The sequence below is a fragment of the Rhizobium sp. LEGMi-198b genome (genome assembly GCF_054114205.1).
The window spans coordinates 209,329-225,065 of record NZ_JBSYVH010000001.1 but is presented as its reverse complement, the minus strand read 5'-3'; the positions used below and the strand labels follow the sequence as shown (position 1 = coordinate 225,065).

Here is a 15,737-nt window from a genome sequence, read left to right as displayed (position 1 = left end):
TCAGCGCACAACCGTGACGCTGGCCTGAGCGATCAGGTTGGTTGCAGGTGCGGAGGTGCCCTTGTACTTCAGCGTCACGACCTTGTAGCCCTCTCTTTCGAGACGCGACAGAAGGGTCGGCAGCATGGTGGCCGTGCGCTGGTGGATGTCGTGCATCAGGATGATGCCGCGACCGCGCTTGTACAGTTGGTTCATGGTGCGGGTTACGACGGCTGAGGGCGTCGAGTTGAAATAGTCCTTGCTGTCGATATCCACATCCATGACGACGAGATCCCGCATGGCGACGGCGGTGCGCAGGCGCTTGGAATCAGCGAGATAGGGGAAGCGGAAGAAGGAAACATCCGTACCGATGACCTTGGCGACGGCGTGTTCGCCGCGGGTGATCTCGGCCATCGCCATGTCGAAGCTCATCTTGTCGAGATCGGGATGGCGGAAGGTGTGGCTGCCGATGGTGTCGCCGTCGGCAAAGACCTTCCGGGCGGTGGCCGGGTGCGCCTCCGCCATCTGGCCAACCATCATGAAGGCCGCCTTGACGCCGAATCTGTCGAGCGTGGAGAGGATGCGCTCCGTCTTGCCCGGAGCCGGACCGTCGTCGAAGCTGAGAATGACTTCCTTGTCGTCCAGCTTGAGGTCGTGCAGCGAGGAAACTTCCAGTGTGCGCCCGGCGAGGTGGTGCGGACCGCCGGTATCGACCGTTTCCCTGGTTTCAAGCTCGGCGCTGGCCCATTTGGTCGGCTCCATTTCGACTGGGTCGTTGGCCTTCAGCGGCTTATGACGCGGTTCTTCCGCTGCAAAACTCGTCTTCAGTGAAGCCTCGTTGCCCGGTTTTGTGGCGCAGCCGGCAAGGGATAGGGATACGGCAAGGCCGGCCAAGAGAAGACGGAAGGTCATGGGAATCGCTCAACAATATAGGTCAATGAATGTTGGGCGTATTTTTTCCGATTATGGTTAATGATCGGTTAGGATTGACGCACGGATGCCGAGGGAATTAACCATTTGAAGAGGGCTGCACGTCCTTCCGAACGAGCAAGACCGCTCCGATATTTTGGATATAAGGCATCCGTTTGTTGGTGATGCGGGATGCTCTAGCCGGCCATCCCGCTTTCATATTCAGACGAAAGCTCAAGCCATTGCTCTTCCGCGGCTGCAAGCTTTTCCGCCGCGTCGGAGCGTTGTTTGGCTTTCTCGGCCGCCTTTGCAGGTGCCTTCTCATAGAGGGCGGGATCTGCAAGTTCCGCATCAAGTGCCTGAATCAGTTTCTCCAGCTTGCCGGTCAAGGATTCGATATCGTTGATCTTTTTCTTGAGTGGCGCCAGCGAGGCGCGGCGGTCGGCATTGAGCCTGCGCTGATCCGCCTTGGAGACGGAATCGTCAGCGCCATTGGTCTTGCCCTTGTCGTCCCTCGGCTTGGGACTGGCGACGACGAGGCTGCGATAGTCCTCCAGGTCGCCGTCGAAGTTGGAAACCGTGCCGTCGCGCACCAGCCAGAGCCGGTCGACGGTCGCCTCGATGAGGTGGCGGTCGTGCGAAATCAGGATGACCGCGCCGGAATAATCGTTCAGCGCCTGAATCAGCGCATTACGGCTGTCGATATCAAGGTGGTTGGTCGGCTCGTCGAGGATCAGAAGATTCGGTGCATCGAAGGCGGCAAGGCCCATCAGCAGCCGCGCTTTCTCGCCGCCGGAGAGATCCTTCACCTGTGTGTCCATCTTCTCGGTCGCAAGGCCCATCTGGGCGACGCGGGCGCGCACCTTCGCTTCCGGTGCATCGGGCATGCGGCGGCGCACATGCTCGACGGCGGTCTGGTTGGGCACGAGATCGTCGAGTTGATGCTGGGCAAAGAAGCCGATCTTCAGGTTCGGCGCCAGCTTCACATCGCCGCTTTCGGCATCGAGGCGGCCGGAGACGAATTTCGCGAAGGTGGATTTGCCGTTGCCGTTGGAGCCGAGCAGGGCGATACGGTCGTCGGCGTCGATGCGCAGGTTGAGGCGCTTCAAGATCGGCTTGCCGGGCTCGTAGCCGACCGCGCCGCCACTAACAGCGATGATCGGCGAGGCCGCCTGCTTTTCCGGCTCCGGAAAGCTGAAGCCCATCACATGATCTTCGATGACGGCGGCGACCGTGCCCATGCGTTCCAGCGCCTTGACGCGCGATTGCGCCTGCCGGGCCTTGGTTGCCTTGGCCTTGAAGCGATCGATGAAACTCTGCAGGTGCTTGCGCGCCGCCTCGTTCTTCGCCTTCGCCTTCATCTGCAGCTCGTCGGCCTCCGCCTTTTGCCGCTCGAACTGGTCGTAGGAGCCGCGATAGAAGGTGAGCTTCTTTTGATCGAGATGGACGATGGAATTGACGGCTGTGTTCAGAAGATCGCGATCATGCGAGATGATGATGACCGTGTGGGGATAGCGGCGGATGTAATCTTCCAGCCAGAGCGTGCCTTCGAGGTCGAGATAGTTGGTCGGTTCGTCGAGCAGCAGCAGGTCCGGCTCGGAGAAAAGTACCGCTGCGAGCGCCACGCGCATGCGCCAGCCGCCGGAAAAGGAGGAGGCGGGTCGGTGCTGTGCCTCATGGTCAAAGCCGAGGCCGGCGAGAATGCTGGCGGCGCGCGCTTCGGCCGAATGGGCGCCGATATCGGCAAGGCGCGTCTGGATGTCGGCGATGCGATGCGGATCGGTCGCCGTTTCGGCTTCCGTGAGCAGGGCAGTGCGTTCCTTGTCGGCCTTCAGAACGATCTCGATCAGCGGCTCCTCAGTACCCGGCGCTTCCTGCGCCACCTGGCCGATGCGGGCATTGCGCGGAATGGAGACCGAGCCGCTTTCGGCGGCAAGATCGCCGGTGATCACACGGAACAATGTCGACTTGCCGGCGCCGTTCTTGCCGACAAGCCCCGCCTTCGTGCCCGCCGGAAGCGTCACGCTGGCATGGTCGATGAGGAGGCGGCCGGCAATGCGGGCGGAAAGATCGGAAATCGAAATCATGGCGCGGTTTTGGCCGAACTCCGCGCCGAAGGCAAGAGCCGGAGCGCTTAGGCGCGGGTGCCGCCCGCTCGCGACGGCAGGCCGGCGCAATCTCTCAGCCTCTCCGTCAGCTCGGTTTCGTAAAGCAGCAGGTTACTGAGCGACGCATTGAGGCTGTCCATGGCGGCGGCGACATGCGGCGCCGTTTCGATCTCGCGGGCAAAGCCCTGTTTCTTCATCAGCCCCTCAGCCAGTTGCGCGGCCACTTCGCGCAGCATCTCGGCCGCATCCGCCTCGGATTTCCGCGCGACCAGGCCGCAATGGCTGACGAGGCGATGTTTCAAGCCGATATCGTCGAGGCTGGCTTGCGAGGGGGCGGGGCCAAGCGCTGCGATCTCGCTGGCGATCTTGCGATCCGAACCGTGGAGCGCTTCATGGAAAAGCTGGTAATTGCGCGGCAGGGCTTTGACTTTCAGCTTGGCCATATGGCGGCCGATCATCTCGAGGTCGGTCGCTGCCTCGCTGTCGTCATTGCCGATGGGATATGCTGAAACACCTGCCTGCGAACTCTTCATGCCTGCTCTCTGATGATCCGCTACCTGATATATTTCGCAAATTGCAGGTGCGCAGGTTAAGGCAACATGAACAGAACGTCATACTGGCGGGATATTGCAACAAAATTAGACAGTCGAACAACGCCAAACTGTATTGGGGAATGCTGGCTCGCGCCCTGCTTCACATCCAGTGCTTTCCGTCCGTGCGCACGAAATAAATCAGATCGAGACTAAGCGACGGTTTGCCCATTGCCGTCAGTATCATGTGGCATTGGCCGCGGTGGTGGGTCTGATGGTTGAAGAAATGCGTGAGCGCCGGCATCAATGGATGGGTGATGACACCTGGCCGGGTAATCGGCGTGTAGGTGATATCGGCAGCAAGCGCCTCATCATCGAGCGTGTCCATCCAATTGATGATGCGCCGGTCTTCAGCCTCGCGAGCGGCACGAAGATCCGTAAAATTGTCGTGCAATATGATGTTCAAGGCCGCCGGCATCTCGCCGATGCCGGTGAAGCGATGCATCCAGGCGCGATCGCCGACCAGAATGTGATTGAGCGTGCCGTGCAGCGAGCCGAAAAAGGCGCCGCGGTCCTCGCGATACTCGGCATCGCTGAGCTCAGCGGCGGCATCGTAAAGCAGGGCGTTGGCCCAGCGGTTGTAATCGGCGAACATTCTGTAATGTCTCAGCATCCCGGCCTTCCTCCAAAAGCAATGAAGCAAGCATAAAATGGAAAGGAGTAAATGGGGCTAATGGCGCCCACGAAATTTGCTGATGGGTTGTCAACTGGCCGTCAGTCTCGCTCCGAATCGGGCATCCTGAGTGTGACAGCAGCGTGAAATTGGCGCGTCCCCCTTGTTTTCAGGCTGTGGGGCGGGTAAAGACCGCCCACTTTTCTCTGACGACAAGGACGTGACCCATGGCGATTGAACGCACTTTTTCGATGATCAAGCCGGACGCAACCAAGCGTAACCTGACCGGCGCCATCACCAAGATTTTTGAGGACAATGGCCTGCGCGTCATCGCTTCCAAGCGCGTTTGGATGAGCAAGCGCGAAGCCGAAGGCTTCTACGCCGTTCATAAGGACCGTCCTTTCTTCGGCGAGCTCGTCGAAGGCATGACCTCCGGCCCGACCGTCGTTCAGGTTCTGGAAGGCGAAGGCGCCATCCTGAAGAACCGCGAAATCATGGGCGCTACCAACCCGGCCAACGCTGCCGAAGGCACGATCCGCAAGATCCATGCTCTGTCGATCGGCGAAAACTCCGTTCACGGCTCGGACGCTCCGGAAACCGCCGCGATCGAAATCGCCTACTGGTTCTCCGAAACCGAAATCGTCGGCTGAATCAGTCATTCAGCCTGCGCGCTGAAGCAATTGAATTCATAGAAGAAAGCCGGGGTCTTGCGCTCCGGCTTTTTCATGCCGGGCAGGCCTCATCGTGGCCATAGTCTATGCTGCCATCGGCTTTGAAGACATCCGGGTTCTTTGTATAGCTCGGGCCGACCACGAGCGGCCTCGTCGGCAGCACGGTCTGGTCGAGATCGGATTTCACCTCGGTCTTGATTGTCTGGATCGTCTTGTCGCTGGCATCGACGAGCTTGATCGAGACGGAATAGGGGTGGTCCTTGCGCACGCAGCGCAGATCGGGGCTTTCGAGCGTGATCTTGTCCCAGAACGTATAGATCTTCTCGCGCACTACCAGGGGATCGCCGCCCGCCGGGTTTTCGAATTCCGCGACCGCCGTCGTGCCCTCCGGGATCGGCGCGATCTTCTTCAGCGTAATCATGTAGCTCGCGCTCGCGACGCGATAGTTGAAGACGAAGAGCCTGCCGCTGAGTTCGGTCGGACCGTTTTCTGCCTGCCGCTGACAGCCGGCAAGCGCAAGGCCCGCAATTGCGGCCATCAAGACGATCGCCTGGGTTCTCATGGCGCACTCTCCTCCTTCTTGCGGCGATAGTGCCGGTTCGCCTTGGCGCGGTTGCCGCAGACCGCCATGTCGCACCAGGCCCGGCTTTTGTTCTTGCTGCGGTCGATGAACAGCCAGCCGCAGTTGCGGCAGATTTTCATGCGGTCCGGATCAGGCATGGCAATGAGCCTTAGCGTCGAACGCACCGTCGCGGCGTCGAGCCCATCGGGCGAGGTGGCCCGCCGCAGCACCTTCGACAGCGCCTCCAGCAGATTGGCCAGTAACGCATCGGCATCACGGTCGAGGATGCGAGCGCGAAAATAGCGGTCGATCGCCTCGCGCAGATCGAGAAAGCCGGATCTATTCTCCTGCCTCACCGGCAGGATATCGCCGAACAAGGCCCGCTCGGTGCAGAAATTCACCGCCGCTTTCGGAAAGCTTTCCATCTGCCCCGGCGCCTCGAAACGATCGGTGCGCCGCTCATCGTCGTGGCGCATTATGACGCTGTTGGCGACGTCCAGCGCCAGTGCGCCGCCGGAAAACCGATGTGGGGTCCAGGAAAAGCTCATGCTCAAAATTATAACTAGTAAAATGGATTTTACTAGTTACTATTCGTCGATATCCGGAGGTTCCATGGCCTATCTCCTGCAGCAATTGGCAAATGCCGTTCCGCTTGCCGCACTCTATGCGGCGCTGGCTTTCGGCTATGCCGTTGCTTTCGGTGTGATGAAGCGGGCCGATATCACCTATGGCGCGCTGTTCGCCTTTGCCGGCCAGATGCTGGTCCTGTTCACCGACGTCGGCTACACGAGAATGTTTCTCATTCTGCCGGCCGCACTCGCCTTCGGCGCTGTCATTGCGCTCGCCTATACGCTGGGGACGAGCCTCCTAATCGGCCGTTCGGTCATGCTGCCGCTGTCGCGCAAATCGCCCAACACGATCATCGTCGCAGCGCTTGGCATGATGATCATATTGATGGAGACGGCGCGGCTGGCCGCCAATACGCGTGGCATTTGGCTACCGCCTTTCCTGAATGAGATGATCGTCTTCTGGGACAGCGGCGGTTTCCGGGTCACGCTGACCGAGATCCAGCTCATCAATACGGCGCTGATGATCGTGGTGATCCTCGGGGGCGCCTATGTGCTGAGATATACCGGATGGGGCCGCATCTGGCGGGCGGTGACGGATGATGCGCTGGCGGCCGAGCTTTGCGGCACAAGCGCCAATCGCGTCTTTCTCTTGGCCTATATGGCCTCGGCATTGGTCGCAACCGCCTGCGGCCTGTTGGCGACTTGCTATTACGGCACGATGGATTTCGGCGCCGGGCTAATGTTCGGGCTGAAGGTGCTGATGATTGCCGCTGTCGGCGGTTATTCCGATCCGCTGAAATCGGCGGCTGGAGCGGCATTGCTCGGCCTGTTCGAGACCATGTGGGGCGCCTACGGACCGTTCCTCTGGCGCGATTTCGTGATCTTCTCGCTGCTCGTCCTGCTGCTGGTATTGAGTCGGCGGGAGCGTGTGGCCCCGTAGAGCAATTGCGCTCTAAAGCCTATTCTTTATCGGCCCATTTAGCCCGCGCGGCATCGTCCGCATCCTTGGCTGAAACCCAATCGCCTTGCCTGCCGTCTTTTGCATGTTCCTTCTTCCAGAAGGGCGCCGAAGTCTTCAAAAAGTCCATGACGAAATTGGCGCCGTCGAAGGCGGCTTGCCGATGCGAGGCGGCGGCGATGACGAGGACGATGTTTTCTCCCGGCGCAATTTTGCCGTAGCGATGGATGGCCGTCAGGCCGCGAAGCTCGAAGCGTTCGATGGCGAGCGTCGCGATGCGGGTGATCTCCGCCTCCGCCATGCCGGGATAATGTTCGAGCTCGAGAGCGTCGAGCATGCCGCCTTCGTCGCGGCAGAGGCCGGAAAAGGTCACGACAGCGCCGATATCATGCCGTCCTTCGGTCAGGCGGTCGATCTCGGCCTGAAGGTCGAAATCGTCGCTTTGAACCCTGACAAACGGCCCGGCAGCCATGGTCGTCACCCACCCGTCATCGGCGGGAACAACCCAATCTCGCGCGCTCCGGCGATCGGTTCGTCATGATCGGCATGTTCCATATCGATGGCGACGCGGATCGCCTCGGGAAATTGAAGCGCCGTCTCGTATTCCTCGCCCAAGCTCTTCAAATGATTCAGGAGATCGCCGACGGTGATCACTTCGGCGGGGAGCGAAATCTCTTCTTCACCCTTGCCAATCCGCTCACGTACCCAGGCGAAATAGACGAGCTTCGTCATCATTCCTCATCCACCACATGCTTCAAGCCGGCGCGGAAATAGTCGTAGCCGGTGTAGATGGTCAGCAGCGCTGCGACCCAGAGCAGGACGATGCCCATCTCCGTCGTATAGGGTATCACCTTGTCGCCGGCCGGCCCAGCCAGCAGGAAGGCGATGGCGACGAGCTGCGCGGTCGTCTTCCATTTGGCGATGCGCGTCACCGGCACGCTGACCTTCAGCGCCGCCAGATATTCGCGCAGGCCCGAGACGAGAATTTCGCGGCAAAGGATGATGATGGCAGCCCAGAGCGACCAGCCGGCGATCGTGCCGTCGGCAGCGACCAGCAGCAGGATCGCCGAAACCAGCAGCTTGTCGGCGATCGGATCGAGCATGCGGCCGATATTCGACGTCTGATTCCAGATGCGCGCGAGATAGCCATCCAGAAAGTCGGTGATCGAGGCGATGATGAAAATCCACAGCGCCACCCAGCGCGCGAAATCGGACCCTTCCAGTTTGCCTTCGACGAAGAAGCACAGGACGATCAACGGCACGCAGAGAATGCGGCCATAGGTGAGCAGATTGGGAATGCTATATGCGCGCGAAGCCATGGAAATCGTTTCGTTTCAGTTGTTTCACCGGACCAAAATGGCCTTCCCCCAAGGCGTCATCTCGTTCCAGCTATTTGATTTAGCATGATCTTATCCAAAAACCGTCCCGCACCTCTTGAGATCATGCCCTAGATGGCGGTTTGAGGAGCTTGCCGTCAATATTGTTTCTGTTTTTTCACCGTCATTGCGTGGAATTTGCGACCAGCTTTTCTTATTTCGCGGCGTCCTCGTGAAAATGGTTATAGACCTGCCGCGCGACGGCTTCGGATATGCCTTCGACGGCCATCAGGTCGGATAGTGCCGCGCGCGACACCGCCTTGGCGGTGCCGAAATGCTGCAGCAGTGCCCGCTTGCGTGAAGGGCCGATGCCGCCGATTTCGTCCAGTGGGTTTTTCACCATTTCCTTCTTGCGGCGTGCCCGATGCGAGCCGATGGCAAAACGATGTGCCTCGTCGCGCAGGCGCTGGATGAAGTAGAGCACGGGATCGCGGGGCGGCAGGGTGAAGCTCTCGCGGGCGGGCGCAAAGAAGCGCTCGCGTCCGGCATCGCGGTCGACGCCCTTGGCGACGCCGATGGCGATGACGCTGTCGGTAATTCCGAGCTCTTCGAGAATGGCACGCACCGCGGTCATTTGCCCTTGGCCGCCATCGATGAGGATGACGTCCGGCCAAGCGGGGAAGGGCTGATCCGCAGCGTCAACGGCTGCGCTCTCCGTATTCGGGCTGCGGTCCGGCTTGCCCTCTTCCTTCAGCAGGCGGGAGAAACGCCGGGTCATGACCTCGCGCATCATGCCGAAATCGTCGCCGGGCGTGATGTCGGTCGATTTGATGTTGAACTTGCGGTATTGGCCTTTGACGAACCCTTCCGGCCCAGCCACCACCATACCGCCAACCGCATTCGTGCCCATGATGTGCGAGTTGTCATAGATCTCGATGCGTTGTGGCACATAGGGAAGCTGGAATGTCTCCTTGAAGCCTTCGAGCAGCCGCGATTGGGAGGCGGTCTCGGCAAGCTTGCGGCCATGCGCTTCGCGGGCATTGGCAACGACGTGATCGACCAGATCGCGCTTCTCGCCGCGCTGCGGCACCAGGATCGTGACCTTGTGCCCGGCCTTTTCGCCGAGTGCCGCCGCCAGCAGCTCGATCTCCTCGACCGTCTCCGATAGCAGGATCTGCCTCGGCACCGGCTTGCCGTCGTAGAACTGCGCGAGAAATGCATTCAGCACTTCGGCGCCGGAAAGCGACGGGTCAGCCTTCGGGAAATAGGCGCGGTTGCCCCAGTTCTGCCCGGTGCGGAAGAAGAAGACCTGGATGCAGGAAATGCCGCCCTCGTGATGGATGGCAAAGACGTCAGCCTCTTCGACACCGGCGGGATTGATGCCCTGATGGCTTTGCACATGCGACAGCGCCGCCAGCCGGTCGCGATAGACGGCGGCGCGCTCGAAATCGAGGTCTTCGGCGGCAGCGTTCATCGCCTCCGCCATATGGGCTTTCACGTTCTGGCTCTTGCCGGAGAGGAAGTCCTTCGCCTCCTGCACCAGCTCCGCATAGCCCTCATCGCTGATCTCGCGGGTGCAAGGCCCTGAGCAGCGCTTGATCTGATAGAGCAGGCAGGGTCGGGTCCGGGTCTCGAAAACGCTGTCGGTGCAGGTGCGGATCAGGAAGGCGCGTTGCAGCGAATTGATGGTGCGGCCGACGGCGCCCGCTGACGCGAAGGGGCCGAAATACTCACCCTTGCGGGCACGCGCGCCGCGATGCTTGAAGATCGCCGGTGCCCGATGATCGCCGGTGATGAGAATATAGGGAAAGGACTTGTCGTCCCGCAGCAATACGTTGAAGCGCGGCCGTAAGCGCTTGATCAGATTCGCTTCCAGCAGCAGCGCTTCGGTCTCGGTGCGGGTGGTGACGAACTCCATATTGGCGGTTTCGCGCACCATGCGGGCGATGCGGTTGGAATGCACGCGGCCCATCGCATAATTGGCGACACGCTTCTTCAGGCTGCGCGCCTTGCCGACGTAGAGAACGTCGCCGGCTTCGTTGAACATGCGATAGACGCCGGGATTGTTCGGCAGGCGCTTGACGAATTCTGCGATCAGTTCCGCGCCCTGAAGGCCGGTTTCATTCTTCCCGCCTTCGTTCCAGTCGACGGGCACGACGGGGGAAGCGCCGGCATCGGCTTCCACCTCGATGTCGTCCTCAATGTCCTCTGATTCGTCATAGAGAATGCCGCCGTCGGGCAGCTTTCGTCCGTTCATTCCATGCTCTCCGACACATCGGGCGTTTCCCAGGCAAGATGCTGGCCACCATCGAGCGCTATCATTTGGCCCGTGATCGAAGGCGTGTCAAAAAGAAAGCGGACGGTGCGACCGAATTCCTCGAGGCCGGGCGCAGCCTTCAATATGAGACCATCGATCTGCGCTTGGAAGTCCTCTTCCGTCTGTCGGACGCTGCGCACCGTCGGACCGGGGCCGATGGCGTTGACGCGGATGCGCGGCGCAAAGGTCTGCGCCATCGTCTGGGTCGCCGTCCACAGGGCGGCCTTTGACAGCGTATAGGAATAGAAGCGCGGGTTCAGCGCCCAGACGCGCTGGTCGACAATGTTGACGATCAGCCCCGGGGTGCCTTCCGGAAGCTGCCGCACGAAATCCGCGGCGAGGATGGAGGGCGCGCGGACATGCACGGCAAAATGCGCGTCGAAGGCTTCGGCGTCGAAATGGTCGGCGGAATCACCCTGGAAAACGGAGGCGTTGTTGACCAGGAGATCCAGCGGTCCAAGCTCCGAAACGGCCCTTTCGATCAGCGTCGATGTTTCCGCCGAATTTTGCAGGTCGGCCTTGATCGCAATCGCCTTTCTGCCCTGTTGCCGCAATTTCGCCACGACTTCGGCTGCCTCGGCGAACGATTGATTGGCATGCAGCGCCACCGCAAAGCCGTTAGCCGACAAATCCTCTGCGATTGCCCGGCCTATTCTTTTTGATGCACCTGATATAAGCGCTGTGCGTAGTTTTTCCTGGCTCAAGATGCTGCCTTTTCGTCGCCATTACCCAACTGGCACTCATATAGGTCGTCGATACACCATATGAAAAGATGCTTCTGCACGGAGATCCGCAGCGGCGACCTATGTAAAACTTCAGTTATATTTCGATTAAAATAAGTATACATGCTTTAACCAAGCATTATGGTTAACAATTCGTCTGTTGCGCTCAAGCAACATCGAAATTCAGCCACCTCTGCGCCACAATGATATCATATTTTAGCTCTTCGAATTCCTCATTTGCATTCCAATTTCAGTCCCGATCCGGGAGGGACATCTTGTAATTGCTCGTGGTGCTTCGAGGTCATCAGTAGACGAAGAACACGGGACTGAAAGGAGAAAAGTATGCGTACTCTCATCACGACCCTCATGGTCTCTGGTTTCGCCCTCGGCGGCTTCACCGCGGCTCATGCAGCCGACGCTGTGGAGCAGGTTCCGCAGCCGCCCGTCGCCCAGGAGGCTCCGCCGGTTGTCAACAACTGGGCCGGTTTCTACATCGGTGGTGCTGGCGACTGGAATGCCGGCCACTTCAATCACAACGGCAACTCCTACGCTTTCGGCGGTGAGGCTTTCACCGGCTACAACTGGCAGCAGGGCCAGATCGTATATGGTGTTGAAGGCGACCTCGGCTACGCCGACTCCGACTCGACCCGCAATGGCCTTACCGCCAAGAACGGCGTAAACGGCTCGGTTCGCGGCCGTATCGGTTACGACTTCAACCCGTTCATGCTGTACGGCACTGCCGGTCTGGCAATCGGCCAGAACAAGCTCGAGGACGCTACCTCGTCTGAAAGCAAGACGGCTGTTGGCTACACGGTCGGTGCAGGTGCTGAAACCTTCATCACCAACAACATCACGGCTCGTCTTGAGTACCGTTACACCGACTACGGCAAGAAGGATTTCAACCTCGACTCCGGCAGCTTCTCGCGCGGTTATGACGAGCAGAGCGTCAAGGTCGGTATCGGCGTCAAGTTCTGATAATTTGATGGCATAATCTAACGAAAGCCGGGGTTCTCGCCCCGGCTTTTTCCGTTTCATGGTTCTGATATTTACGCGGCGTCCTTCGGGAAGTCCGTCGAGACGGCCAGTTCGCGCCAGTCGGCTAGTTCCTTGACGACGTATTCATTCTTGGTCTCGATCACGCCGACCGTATCGGAGCCGAAGGGCATGCGCAGCGGCGGGTTGGCCGAATGTGCAAGCGTGATCATCGACTTTGCAAGCCGTGCCGGATCGCCGGGCTGGCCGTGGTTGTGACCGGCGGCGAAATCGCGCATCGCACCGGCAGGCGTGTCCTTGTAGTCGCCAATCGAGCTCGGGCTGACGGCGAGCGAGCTTTCGTCAAGGAAGTCGGTCCGGAAGAAGCCGGGTTCGACAACCGTGACCTTGATCCCCAGCGGCTGCAGTTCCGACGCCATTGCCTCGGACAGAGCTTCGACTGCGAATTTCGTTGAGCAATAGACGCCCCAACCGGCAAAGCTCTGGTAGCCACCGACCGACGACATGTTGATCACATGACCGGAACGTTGGCGGCGCATGTGCGGAAGGATGGCGCGCGTGACCTTCAGCAGGCCGAAGACGTTGGTGGCATAGATCTTCTCGATTTCTTCGGCGGTAGCCTCTTCAACTGCACCCAACAGGCCGTAGCCGGCATTGTTGAGAAGAATGTCGATCCGGCCGAAGCGCTTGACGGCTTCTGCAGCCGCTTCATGGGCCTGTGCCTCGTTCGAAACGTCGAGGGCAACGGGCAGGAGGTTCGGATGATTGCCGAACTTTTCCGCAAGGCCTGCGGGGTTGCGGGCCGTGGCGACAACGGCGTCGCCGGCTTTGAGGGCTTCCTGAGCTATGAGGGCGCCGAAGCCGCGGGATGCACCCGTAATGAACCAAACGCGCATGACTTTCTCCTTTCGTGGGGTTGCAATTCCGTGCGCGGAATTTGCTTGCAGGGGAAAGATAGCTTGATGGCTCTGATGAGGTAATCTATCTTCTCCTCCTTGAAGTGCTGAGAAAATCTCATCAATGCGGCGCATCCGTTCAACCGATCTGGCAATTTTCCTGGCCATCGCCCAACACCGCAGCTTTCGCAAAGCCGCGGTCGAACTCGGCGTGACGGCTTCAGCGCTCAGCCATTCGCTGCGGGCGATCGAGGAACGGCTGGACGTGCGGTTGGTCAATCGCACCACCCGCGGCGTCGGCTTGACGGAGGCCGGCGAGCGCCTGTTCGAGCGTATCCGCCCGGCCTTCCTCGATATCGACGACGCGCTCGAGGATCTCGATAAATTTCGCGGCCAGCCCTATGGCAAGCTGCGTATCAACGCCCCGCGCCCTGCCGCCAAGATGGTGTTGTTGCCGATCATATCGCGGTTCCTGAGGGCTTATCCCGCTGTCGAAATGGAAATCGTGGCGGACGATGCGCTCGTGGACACGGTTTCCGGCGGCTTCGATGCCGGCGTGCGGTTCGGCGAAAGCATCGCCGCCGACATGATCGCCATCGCCATCGGCCCCCGCCAGCGGACTGCGATCGTCGGTTCGCCCGAACATTTTCAGCGTTTCGCCAAACCGGTCACGCCGCATGATCTGAAGGATCACCCGTGCATCCGCTATCGTTTCCCGAGCGGCACCTACTATCGTTGGGAATTCGAACGCGGCGGCATTGAGCTGGAGATTGAGGTACAGGGGCCGCTGACGCTCGGCGACCTCGACATGATGTTCGAAGCCGCCGTCAACGGCTCCGGTCTTGCTTTCATGTTCGAGGATCTCGCGCTGCCGGCTTTGAAGGATGGCCGGCTGATCCGTGTGCTGGAGGACTGGTGCCCCTATTATCCCGGCTTCTTTCTCTATTATCCAAGCCGCCGGCAGTTGCCGACCGCCTTACGCGCCTTCGTCGATTTCATCAAAATCGACAGTTCGCGCCAGGGCTAAGAGGGACGCCGTCAGGCCCGCGGCTTCATAGCCTGATAGTCCGGAAAGTGCTTTTCGAACTTGCGTGCCCAATCGATAAGGTCAGCATGGTCCGCTTCCCACTGTCCCTCGAAGCGCAGTTGCAGATAGCCTATCATGGACGCTAGAGCGAAATGCCCGCCATGCAGTTTCTTGCCGATCTTCGGCGGTTCGGCGTTGAGGTGGGCGAGCGCGCGGCTCACTTTCGTCCACTGCCGGTCGATCCATGGCTGATGCTGCTTGTCCTGATCGCGCAAGCGCCGCTCGTAGACGATCGACAGGAGGCAGTCATTGGTCCCGTCGCAAAGCGCTTCCAGCACCTCGGCGTCTATGCGTTTGCTCTCCTTGGCAGGATAAAGCGTCTTGCCCTTCAGCCGATGGAAATAATGCATGATCGCGCGGCTGTCGAAGATCGACACGCCGTCTTCCGTCAGCAGCGTCGGAATCTTGCCGAGCGGATTGTTGTCGACCAGCAGGGCCGGACCGGCATTGGTGTCGACATGGATTTCGGTGAACTCGATGCCGAGATGGCGGGCTGCCATCCGCACCTTGCTGGAGAAGGGGGAAGCGGGCGAGCAGAGAAGCTTCATGGGATCACCTGGGCGAAAGAAATATCATTGTTCGCCGCGCAGCCAGAAGGCGCGCTGCGAGGCGAAGCGGTCTTGCGCCAGCATATCCTTCAGGGCCGGCAGCAAGGCATGCAGCTCGTCCTTCAGCGTAAATGGCGGATTGACGATAATGAGGCCGGAGCCGGTTAGTCCGGTGAAGCCGCGATCGCTTTTGACCGTCAGCTCGGCGCAGAGCATCTTCGGAATCTCCAAAGCCTGCAATGCCTCATGAAAAGCCTTGATCGGTGCATCCTTCTTAAGCGGATACCAGAGGCAATAGGTGCCGCCGGGAAAGCGGCGCCAGGCTTTCGCAAGTCCGTCCGCCAGCCGTTCATATTCGCCGTCTTCTTCGAACGGCGGATCGACCAGCACGATGCCACGCTTCTCCTTCGGTGGCAGATGCGCGCCGAGCGCCAGCCAGCCGTCGAGCTCGGTGATGCGCGCATGGTGATCGCCCTCGAACAACCGATGCAGCCGCTGGAAATCCTCCGGATGCAGCTCCATCGCCGATAACCGGTCCTGTGGGCGGAACAGCATGCGGGCAAGCTTCGGGGAGCCCGGATAGAACCGCAGGCCACCTTCGGGATTGAGCTCGCGGACGGCGGTCAGATAGGGCTCCAGCAGATTGGCCACTTGCGGCACAAGTTCGGCTTTCAGCAGCCGGCCGATACCATCCAGCCATTCGCCGGTCTTCTGCGCCTCCTCCGAAGAGAGATCGTAGAGCCCGATGCCTGCATGGGTGTCGAGAACACGGAAAGCCTTGTCCTTGTTCTGCATGTAGCGGATGAGACGGGCTAGTACCGCGTGCTTCAGCACATCGGCGAAATTGCCCGCGTGGTAGATATGCCGATAGTTCATTGTCGGTGAAGTCCGCATGAATT

At 60.0% G+C, this 15,737-nt stretch carries 18 protein-coding genes; 4 read left to right on the top strand and 14 right to left on the bottom strand.

Features of this window, described 5'->3' with window-relative positions; genetic code table 11:
• The 4 genes from ACXHXG_RS01075 to ACXHXG_RS01060 form a co-directional block, all read right to left on the bottom strand.
• Window positions 1–891: a polysaccharide deacetylase family protein gene (locus tag ACXHXG_RS01075; protein WP_457898254.1), complete on the bottom strand. Its 891-nt coding sequence runs from the start codon at window positions 889–891 to the stop codon at window positions 1–3.
• A 194-nt stretch (window positions 892–1,085) separates the two neighbouring features.
• Window positions 1,086–2,975 (bottom strand): ABC-F family ATP-binding cassette domain-containing protein, encoded by a 1,890-nt coding sequence (locus ACXHXG_RS01070; protein ID WP_457898803.1) that lies wholly within the window; start codon window positions 2,973–2,975, stop codon window positions 1,086–1,088.
• A 47-nt stretch (window positions 2,976–3,022) separates the two neighbouring features.
• Window positions 3,023–3,529, bottom strand: a complete 507-nt coding sequence (locus ACXHXG_RS01065; RefSeq protein ID WP_457898253.1) for a hypothetical protein — start codon at window positions 3,527–3,529, stop codon at window positions 3,023–3,025.
• Between the two features lie 160 nt (window positions 3,530–3,689).
• On the bottom strand, window positions 3,690–4,199 hold the full coding sequence (locus tag ACXHXG_RS01060; RefSeq protein WP_457898252.1) for a DinB family protein: 510 nt from the start codon (window positions 4,197–4,199) through the stop codon (window positions 3,690–3,692).
• Window positions 4,200–4,426: 227 nt separating this feature from the next.
• On the opposite strand from ACXHXG_RS01060, the gene ndk reads away from it, so the two are divergent.
• Window positions 4,427–4,849, top strand: coding sequence for a nucleoside-diphosphate kinase (gene ndk / locus ACXHXG_RS01055; RefSeq protein ID WP_104822581.1), 423 nt, complete (start codon window positions 4,427–4,429; stop codon window positions 4,847–4,849).
• A 73-nt stretch (window positions 4,850–4,922) separates the two neighbouring features.
• On the opposite strand, the gene ACXHXG_RS01050 is transcribed toward ndk, so the two are convergent.
• Together ACXHXG_RS01050 and ACXHXG_RS01045 are read right to left on the bottom strand one after the other, a co-directional pair.
• Window positions 4,923–5,432, bottom strand: coding sequence for a hypothetical protein (locus ACXHXG_RS01050; protein ID WP_283049862.1), 510 nt, complete (start codon window positions 5,430–5,432; stop codon window positions 4,923–4,925).
• The gene (locus ACXHXG_RS01045) at window positions 5,429–5,980 is read right to left on the bottom strand and encodes a CGNR zinc finger domain-containing protein (RefSeq protein WP_457898251.1); all 552 of its coding nucleotides are present in this window, start codon (window positions 5,978–5,980) and stop codon (window positions 5,429–5,431) included. Before ACXHXG_RS01045 ends, ACXHXG_RS01050 begins: the two co-directional genes overlap by 4 nt.
• 64 nt (window positions 5,981–6,044) lie before the next feature.
• On the opposite strand from ACXHXG_RS01045, the gene ACXHXG_RS01040 reads away from it, so the two are divergent.
• Complete coding sequence (locus ACXHXG_RS01040; protein ID WP_457898250.1) at window positions 6,045–6,941, top strand: branched-chain amino acid ABC transporter permease; 897 nt, start codon at window positions 6,045–6,047, stop codon at window positions 6,939–6,941.
• A gap of 19 nt (window positions 6,942–6,960) precedes the next feature.
• Here ACXHXG_RS01040 and ACXHXG_RS01035 read toward each other — a convergent pair whose 3' ends face one another.
• From ACXHXG_RS01035 to ACXHXG_RS01015, 5 genes are all read right to left on the bottom strand, one after another.
• Complete coding sequence (locus ACXHXG_RS01035) at window positions 6,961–7,431, bottom strand: molybdenum cofactor biosynthesis protein MoaE (protein WP_104822585.1); 471 nt, start codon at window positions 7,429–7,431, stop codon at window positions 6,961–6,963.
• Window positions 7,432–7,436: 5 nt separating this feature from the next.
• Window positions 7,437–7,691 (bottom strand): molybdopterin converting factor subunit 1, encoded by a 255-nt coding sequence (gene moaD / locus ACXHXG_RS01030; RefSeq protein ID WP_104825044.1) that lies wholly within the window; start codon window positions 7,689–7,691, stop codon window positions 7,437–7,439.
• On the bottom strand, window positions 7,691–8,278 hold the full coding sequence (gene pgsA, locus ACXHXG_RS01025) for a CDP-diacylglycerol--glycerol-3-phosphate 3-phosphatidyltransferase (RefSeq protein WP_104822586.1): 588 nt from the start codon (window positions 8,276–8,278) through the stop codon (window positions 7,691–7,693). Before pgsA ends, moaD begins: the two co-directional genes overlap by 1 nt.
• Before the next feature lie 211 nt (window positions 8,279–8,489).
• Window positions 8,490–10,532, bottom strand: a complete 2,043-nt coding sequence (uvrC, locus tag ACXHXG_RS01020; protein ID WP_457898249.1) for an excinuclease ABC subunit UvrC — start codon at window positions 10,530–10,532, stop codon at window positions 8,490–8,492.
• On the bottom strand, window positions 10,529–11,296 hold the full coding sequence (locus ACXHXG_RS01015; RefSeq protein WP_457898248.1) for an SDR family oxidoreductase: 768 nt from the start codon (window positions 11,294–11,296) through the stop codon (window positions 10,529–10,531). Before ACXHXG_RS01015 ends, uvrC begins: the two co-directional genes overlap by 4 nt.
• Before the next feature lie 360 nt (window positions 11,297–11,656).
• Between ACXHXG_RS01015 and ACXHXG_RS01010 the strand changes: the two genes are divergently transcribed.
• The gene (locus ACXHXG_RS01010) at window positions 11,657–12,289 is read left to right on the top strand and encodes an outer membrane protein (RefSeq protein WP_104822589.1); all 633 of its coding nucleotides are present in this window, start codon (window positions 11,657–11,659) and stop codon (window positions 12,287–12,289) included.
• A 71-nt stretch (window positions 12,290–12,360) separates the two neighbouring features.
• Here ACXHXG_RS01010 and ACXHXG_RS01005 read toward each other — a convergent pair whose 3' ends face one another.
• Window positions 12,361–13,203, bottom strand: coding sequence for an oxidoreductase (locus tag ACXHXG_RS01005; RefSeq protein ID WP_104822590.1), 843 nt, complete (start codon window positions 13,201–13,203; stop codon window positions 12,361–12,363).
• Between the two features lie 124 nt (window positions 13,204–13,327).
• On the opposite strand from ACXHXG_RS01005, the gene ACXHXG_RS01000 reads away from it, so the two are divergent.
• The gene (locus tag ACXHXG_RS01000) at window positions 13,328–14,230 is read left to right on the top strand and encodes a LysR family transcriptional regulator (protein ID WP_457898247.1); all 903 of its coding nucleotides are present in this window, start codon (window positions 13,328–13,330) and stop codon (window positions 14,228–14,230) included.
• Window positions 14,231–14,241: 11 nt separating this feature from the next.
• Here the strand turns inward: ACXHXG_RS01000 and ACXHXG_RS00995 are convergent, their stop codons facing one another.
• Both ACXHXG_RS00995 and ACXHXG_RS00990 read right to left on the bottom strand, forming a co-directional pair.
• A complete protein-coding gene (locus ACXHXG_RS00995) occupies window positions 14,242–14,838 on the bottom strand; it encodes a glutathione S-transferase (protein ID WP_283049874.1) in 597 nt (198 codons plus the stop codon).
• Window positions 14,839–14,862: 24 nt separating this feature from the next.
• Window positions 14,863–15,714, bottom strand: coding sequence for a 23S rRNA (adenine(2030)-N(6))-methyltransferase RlmJ (locus ACXHXG_RS00990; RefSeq protein ID WP_283049876.1), 852 nt, complete (start codon window positions 15,712–15,714; stop codon window positions 14,863–14,865).
• Window positions 15,715–15,737 lie beyond the last annotated feature (23 nt).

Coding starts and splice junctions, on each gene's coding strand:
- ACXHXG_RS01075 (WP_457898254.1), bottom strand. CDS start 891: ATGACCTTCCGTCTTCTCTTGGCCGGCCTTGCCGTATCCCTATCCCTT.
- ACXHXG_RS01070 (WP_457898803.1), bottom strand. CDS start 2,975: ATGATTTCGATTTCCGATCTTTCCGCCCGCATTGCCGGCCGCCTCCTC.
- ACXHXG_RS01065 (WP_457898253.1), bottom strand. CDS start 3,529: ATGAAGAGTTCGCAGGCAGGTGTTTCAGCATATCCCATCGGCAATGAC.
- ACXHXG_RS01060 (WP_457898252.1), bottom strand. CDS start 4,199: ATGCTGAGACATTACAGAATGTTCGCCGATTACAACCGCTGGGCCAAC.
- ndk (WP_104822581.1), top strand. CDS start 4,427: ATGGCGATTGAACGCACTTTTTCGATGATCAAGCCGGACGCAACCAAG.
- ACXHXG_RS01050 (WP_283049862.1), bottom strand. CDS start 5,432: ATGAGAACCCAGGCGATCGTCTTGATGGCCGCAATTGCGGGCCTTGCG.
- ACXHXG_RS01045 (WP_457898251.1), bottom strand. CDS start 5,980: ATGAGCTTTTCCTGGACCCCACATCGGTTTTCCGGCGGCGCACTGGCG.
- ACXHXG_RS01040 (WP_457898250.1), top strand. CDS start 6,045: ATGGCCTATCTCCTGCAGCAATTGGCAAATGCCGTTCCGCTTGCCGCA.
- ACXHXG_RS01035 (WP_104822585.1), bottom strand. CDS start 7,431: ATGGCTGCCGGGCCGTTTGTCAGGGTTCAAAGCGACGATTTCGACCTT.
- moaD (WP_104825044.1), bottom strand. CDS start 7,691: ATGACGAAGCTCGTCTATTTCGCCTGGGTACGTGAGCGGATTGGCAAG.
- pgsA (WP_104822586.1), bottom strand. CDS start 8,278: ATGGCTTCGCGCGCATATAGCATTCCCAATCTGCTCACCTATGGCCGC.
- uvrC (WP_457898249.1), bottom strand. CDS start 10,532: ATGAACGGACGAAAGCTGCCCGACGGCGGCATTCTCTATGACGAATCA.
- ACXHXG_RS01010 (WP_104822589.1), top strand. CDS start 11,657: ATGCGTACTCTCATCACGACCCTCATGGTCTCTGGTTTCGCCCTCGGC.
- ACXHXG_RS01005 (WP_104822590.1), bottom strand. CDS start 13,203: ATGCGCGTTTGGTTCATTACGGGTGCATCCCGCGGCTTCGGCGCCCTC.
- ACXHXG_RS01000 (WP_457898247.1), top strand. CDS start 13,328: ATGCGGCGCATCCGTTCAACCGATCTGGCAATTTTCCTGGCCATCGCC.
- ACXHXG_RS00995 (WP_283049874.1), bottom strand. CDS start 14,838: ATGAAGCTTCTCTGCTCGCCCGCTTCCCCCTTCTCCAGCAAGGTGCGG.
- ACXHXG_RS00990 (WP_283049876.1), bottom strand. CDS start 15,714: ATGAACTATCGGCATATCTACCACGCGGGCAATTTCGCCGATGTGCTG.